The sequence below is a fragment of the Mesorhizobium sp. M7A.F.Ca.CA.002.09.1.1 genome (assembly GCF_003998555.1).
In the GTDB taxonomy this organism is placed as follows: Bacteria; Pseudomonadota; Alphaproteobacteria; order Rhizobiales; family Rhizobiaceae; genus Mesorhizobium; species Mesorhizobium ciceri.
Map to the genome: position 1 here is coordinate 1 of NZ_RZRR01000403.1, position 4848 is coordinate 4848.

Below are 4848 nucleotides of genomic sequence, written 5' to 3' on the forward strand. Positions count from 1 at the left end.
TCCTCGATCAGATCCCAGCGATAGAGCGCACCGGAGCGGACGAGCCGGTAGCCAATACAATTGTGGTTCGCCAAATCGGCAACGCTGCTGGGACGGCCGTGCCGTCCGATATAAACGGGCGAGGCCACGATGACGACGGAGAACGGCGGCGTCAGCCGGACCGCGACCATGTCCTGGGCGATCATCTCGCCAAGCCGGATGCCGGCATCGAAGCCTTCGCCGACGATATCAACCAGACCCTGGTCAGCGAAGACCTCGACGGTAACCTCCGGATAGCGCTCGGCCATCGCGGCGACCACCGGCGTCACCGCCAATGGTATGGCGATGTTGGAGGCGTTGATCCTGAGCAGGCCAGACGGCCTGCCTTTGACGCTGCGGATACGGTCCATCCGCTCGGCAATATCCTGGAGGGCCGGAGCCGCCGTTTCCACCAGCGCCTTGCCGGCCTCGGTGAGCGAAACGCTGCGCGTCGTCCGTGCGAACAAAGGCTGGCCGATCCGCTCTTCGACAATGCGCACCGCATGGCTGACTGCCGAAGGGCTCATGCCGAGTTCGGCGGCGGCAAGCGCAAAGCCGCCGCGTCGGGCCACGGCGACGATCACAGGCAAGTGGGTGAGCAGGTCCCGGTACATTCATGCATGATATCGCATGGTCCATACGAACAATGCAATCTTATCGATGTCGACCGAGCGGTCCACATTGCCGGCCGCACGTCGGCGATGGGCTGATGGCATCGAGGAGAAAGAACATGAATGCGTTGAAGCGCGTAACTTTCGCGGCAGGCATGGCGTTGGCGCCGATGGACGCCGGCGGGGCGGAGCCATCAGACTGGCGGGCCCTCGCAGACGAACGCGCGGTCATTCGCATTGCCGATGCCATCGACCGGGCCGTCGACGCCCAGGACTGGAAGCTTGCACGCAGCTATTTCGCGGATCGGGCCACTGCCGATTTCAGCAGCCTTTCCGGACAGCCGGCGGCCAACATCGCTTCCGACGACCTGATTGGCGCCTGGGCGGCCAACCTCAAGGGCAGCAAGACAAGCCTGCATCTGCGCACCAATCACCAGGTCGTTCTCGAAGGGGACACGGCGACTGTCCTGTCGAACGGCTATGCCTGGAACCGGATGGAAGGCAATGGCGACCCGCTTTGGGAGGTCTGGGGCACCTATGAGCATCACCTGACGCGTTTTGCGGATGGCTGGAAGGTCGATGGCTTTGCGTTCCGCATGACACACGAGCGCGGCAATCCCTGGGTCAAGACCACTCCGGGCCAGTGACGCTCGGGCATCTATCACCAAGCATTGGAAGACGATTATGACCATGACCTACTACACTCTTGGCAACAGCGGCCTCAGGGTCAGCCGGCTGGCGCTGGGCACGATGACTTTCGGCACGGAATGGGGCTGGGGAGCCGACAGGGATACGGCGCGGGCGATGTTCGACGCCTATGTCGAGGCGGGCGGCAATTTCTTCGACACGGCGGATCTCTACACAGACGGCACGGCCGAAGCCTGGCTTGGCGAATTCATCGCCGAGCGCGGCTTGCGCGACATGGCGGTGATCGCCAGCAAGTTCACCATGAACATGCAGCCCGGCAATCCGAATGCCGGCGGCAATGGCCGCAAGAACATCATGCGGGCCGTCGATGCTTCGCTGAAACGGTTGGGGACCGACTATATCGATCTCTATCTCATGCATGTCTGGGACAGGCTGACCCCGGCCGAGGAGGTCATGCGCACGCTGGACGACCTGGTTCGGATGGGCAAGGTGCGCCATGTCGGTCTTTCGGATGTGCCCGCCTGGTATGCGGGCCGCGCACAGGCGATCGCCGAATTGCGCGGATATGAGCCGGTTTCGGCGCTACAGCTCGAATATTCATTGGCCGAACGCGCGATCGAGAATGAGTTCGTGCCATTCGGCACGCGCCATGGCGCCGGCATCATGGTGTGGAGCCCGCTGGCCAGCGGACTGCTGAGCGGCAAGTATCGGCCGGCTCAGGCCGGAACCGCGGGCCGGCTCGACGGATTTCGCAACTCGACGCATCCGGGGTTCCAAAAGTTCACGCAACGCAACTGGGCTATCGTGGCCGAACTCGAGAAGGTCGCATCCGAGATCGGCCGCAGCATGCCTCAGGTCGCGCTCAACTGGGTAGCGACGCAGCCGGGGATCGCGACCGTCATTCTCGGTGCGACGACGCTCAGCCAAATGCAGGACAATCTTGGCGCGCTGGATTTCGAGATTCCGAAAGCGCATCGCGACCGGCTGGAGAGGGTCAGCAGAACTCCAGCGCCGTTTCCCTATTCCTATTTCGGCGCGCAGATACAGGCGCGCGTCACCGGCGGCGCGACAACCGGCGACAAGCCCTCCAACTACGTGTCACCGGTGCTTATCGAAGGAGAGTCGGCCAGCGTGTCCACCAATTGATTGATGGGACAGGAAACCGGCGAATTTGCCGTTTGGGCGCCGCGTGACATCGCGGCGCCCTTCGTGTATCGGAACGCCATTGTTTCGAGGCGGCGCCTGCGCGAGGGTAGCCACCGAAACGCGCCACATGCAAATGAAGAGGCCCAGATGACGGTGAAGCCCCTCTACCGACGTGTCTTGTTGAAAGCGTCGGGCGAAGCGTTGATGGGCGAGCAGCATTTCGGCATCGACGTTTCAGTGGTGGATCGCATCGCCGGCGACATCGCCGAGGCGCGTGCATTGGGCATCGAGGTCGGTGTCGTCATCGGCGGCGGCAACATCTTTCGCGGCGTGGCCGTTGCCTCCAAGGGCGGCGACCGTGTCACCGGCGACCACATGGGCATGCTTGCCACGGTGATCAACTCGCTGGCGCTGCGCACGTCGTTGAACAAGATCGGCGTCGACGCCGTGGTGCTTTCGGCGATCGCCATGCCCGAACTTTGCGAGAGCTTTTCGCAGCGCCAGGCGACTGCCTACATGAACCAGGGCAAGGTGGTGATCTTCGCCGGCGGCACCGGTAATCCGTTCTTCACCACTGATTCGGCCGCCGCCCTCCGCGCGGCTGAAATCGGCGCCGACGCACTGTTCAAGGGCACTCAGGTCGACGGCGTCTACTCGGCGGACCCGAAGAAGGACCCGAATGCGACGCGTTTCGAGCGCATCAGCCATGGCGAAGTCATAAATCGCGGCCTTTCCATCATGGATACTGCAGCGATTGCACTTGCGCGCGAAAACAACATTCCGATAATCGTCTATTCGATCCACGAAAAAGGTGGTTTCGGCGATATTCTGAGGGGCGGCGGCCGCTGCACGGTCGTCGCGGACGATTGATCGGCGGCCAGGCTCGAAGGGAAACCGGTTTTCGAAGGTCCGATTCGAAGACGGAGCAGTGAGCCCGCATTAGACGGGTCGAGGAGATAAAGATGAGTGGTGAGTACGACGATCTCAAGCGGCGCATGGATGGGGCCATCGCCGCGTTCAAGCATGATCTGGCTTCGCTGCGGACCGGTCGCGCCTCCAGCAATCTGCTTGATGCGATCCAGGTGCAGGCCTATGGCACCACCATGCCGATCAACCAGGTCGCCAACGTCTCGGTGCCGGAGCCGCGCATGATCTCGGTATCGGTATGGGACAAGTCGATGGTCGGCGCGGTCGACCGCGCGATCCGCGAATCCAATCTGGGTTTCAACCCGATCGTGGACGGCACCAACCTCAGGATTCCGCTTCCCGAACTCAACGAACAGCGACGCAAGGAACTGGTCAAGATCTCGCACACCTACGCCGAGAACGCCCGGGTCGCCGCGCGCCATGTGCGCCGCGACGGCATGGACTTCCTGAAGAAGGCGGAGAAGGACGGCGACATCAGCGAGGACGATCAGCGCAAGCGCTCGGACCAGGTTCAGAAACTTACCGACGAGACGATCAGCACCATCGACCACCTGCTTTCCGATAAGGAAGCTGAAATCATGCAGGTTTAGGGTCTTGGCCTCCGGCTGACCCGAAAGCGAGAACATGGCAACGCCCGCGCATGTCGCGATCATCATGGACGGAAACGGACGCTGGGCCAAGGCGCGCGGCTTGCCTCGTCTTGCGGGCCATCGTGCCGGCGTCGAGGCGCTGCGCAAGACGGTGCGCGCAGCACCCGGACTCGGCATCTCCTACCTGACCGTCTACGCTTTCTCGTCGGAGAACTGGTCGCGGCCGAAATCCGAGGTCAGCGACCTGATGGGCCTTCTGAAAATGTTCATCCGCCGTGACCTTGCCGAACTGCACCAGAGCGGTGTGCGGGTTAGAATCATCGGCGACCGGGCAGGGCTGCAGCCCGATATCAGGGGACTGCTCGACGAGGCCGAAACGCTGACTGCCGCAAATGAATCTCTGACGCTGGTGATCGCCTTCAACTATGGCGGACGCGACGAGATCGTTCGCACGGCGCAAAAGCTCGCTTTGGCCGTGGCGCGTGGCGAACTCGACGCCGAGGCGATATCTGCCGAAAGCTTTGCCGTTGCGCTTGATACGCAAGGCATTCCCGACCCGGAACTGGTCATTCGCACCAGCGGCGAGCTTCGGCTGTCGAATTTCCTCCTGTGGCAGGCCGCCTATAGCGAGCTTGTCTTCCTGCCTTGCTACTGGCCCGACTTCAGCCGCGAACACCTTGCCGAGGCCTTGCGTGAGTTTGCTGGCCGCGAACGCCGTTTCGGCGGACTTGGAGGCCAGGACGTCGCTTCGCGACCGGCCGCGGGATGAGCAATCTCCAGCTGCGTGTCGTTTCGGCGATCGTGCTCGCCATCATCACTCTCGGTCTGACCTGGATCGGCGGTCTGCCGTTCCGGCTGCTGTGCGCCGTGATATCGGCGGCGATCTTCTATGAATGGACCCGCATGTC

6 protein-coding genes and 1 pseudogene are annotated in these 4848 nt (G+C 62.6%); 6 read left to right on the plus strand and 1 reads right to left on the minus strand.

All coding sequences use genetic code 11. From position 1 onward, the window contains the following. Positions 1 to 632 (minus strand): LysR family transcriptional regulator (locus EN994_RS18030; RefSeq protein ID WP_164745990.1); only part of this gene is annotated, 632 nt, incomplete at its 3' end. 116 nt (positions 633 to 748) lie between these two features. On the opposite strand from EN994_RS18030, the gene EN994_RS18035 reads away from it, so the two are divergent. From EN994_RS18035 to EN994_RS36155, 6 genes and pseudogenes are all read left to right on the plus strand, one after another. Continuing rightward, positions 749 to 1276 carry a nuclear transport factor 2 family protein gene (locus EN994_RS18035; RefSeq protein ID WP_063167966.1) on the plus strand — a complete coding sequence of 176 codons (528 nt, stop codon included), beginning with the start codon at positions 749 to 751 and terminating at the stop codon, positions 1274 to 1276. 37 nt (positions 1277 to 1313) lie between these two features. Continuing rightward, positions 1314 to 2423, plus strand: coding sequence for an aldo/keto reductase (locus EN994_RS18040; protein WP_063167967.1), 1110 nt, complete (start codon positions 1314 to 1316; stop codon positions 2421 to 2423). 147 nt (positions 2424 to 2570) lie between these two features. Beyond that, positions 2571 to 3293, plus strand: a complete 723-nt coding sequence (gene pyrH / locus EN994_RS18045; RefSeq protein WP_013531760.1) for a UMP kinase — start codon at positions 2571 to 2573, stop codon at positions 3291 to 3293. Between the two features lie 92 nt (positions 3294 to 3385). Then, positions 3386 to 3940 carry a ribosome recycling factor gene (frr, locus tag EN994_RS18050; RefSeq protein ID WP_013531759.1) on the plus strand — a complete coding sequence of 185 codons (555 nt, stop codon included), beginning with the start codon at positions 3386 to 3388 and terminating at the stop codon, positions 3938 to 3940. 34 nt (positions 3941 to 3974) lie between these two features. Further along, positions 3975 to 4709 (plus strand): isoprenyl transferase, encoded by a 735-nt coding sequence (locus tag EN994_RS18055; protein ID WP_013531758.1) that lies wholly within the window; start codon positions 3975 to 3977, stop codon positions 4707 to 4709. Beyond that, a pseudogene (locus tag EN994_RS36155) lies at positions 4706 to 4848 on the plus strand (phosphatidate cytidylyltransferase); the annotation flags it as partial. The gene EN994_RS18055 and the pseudogene EN994_RS36155, both read left to right, overlap by 4 nt.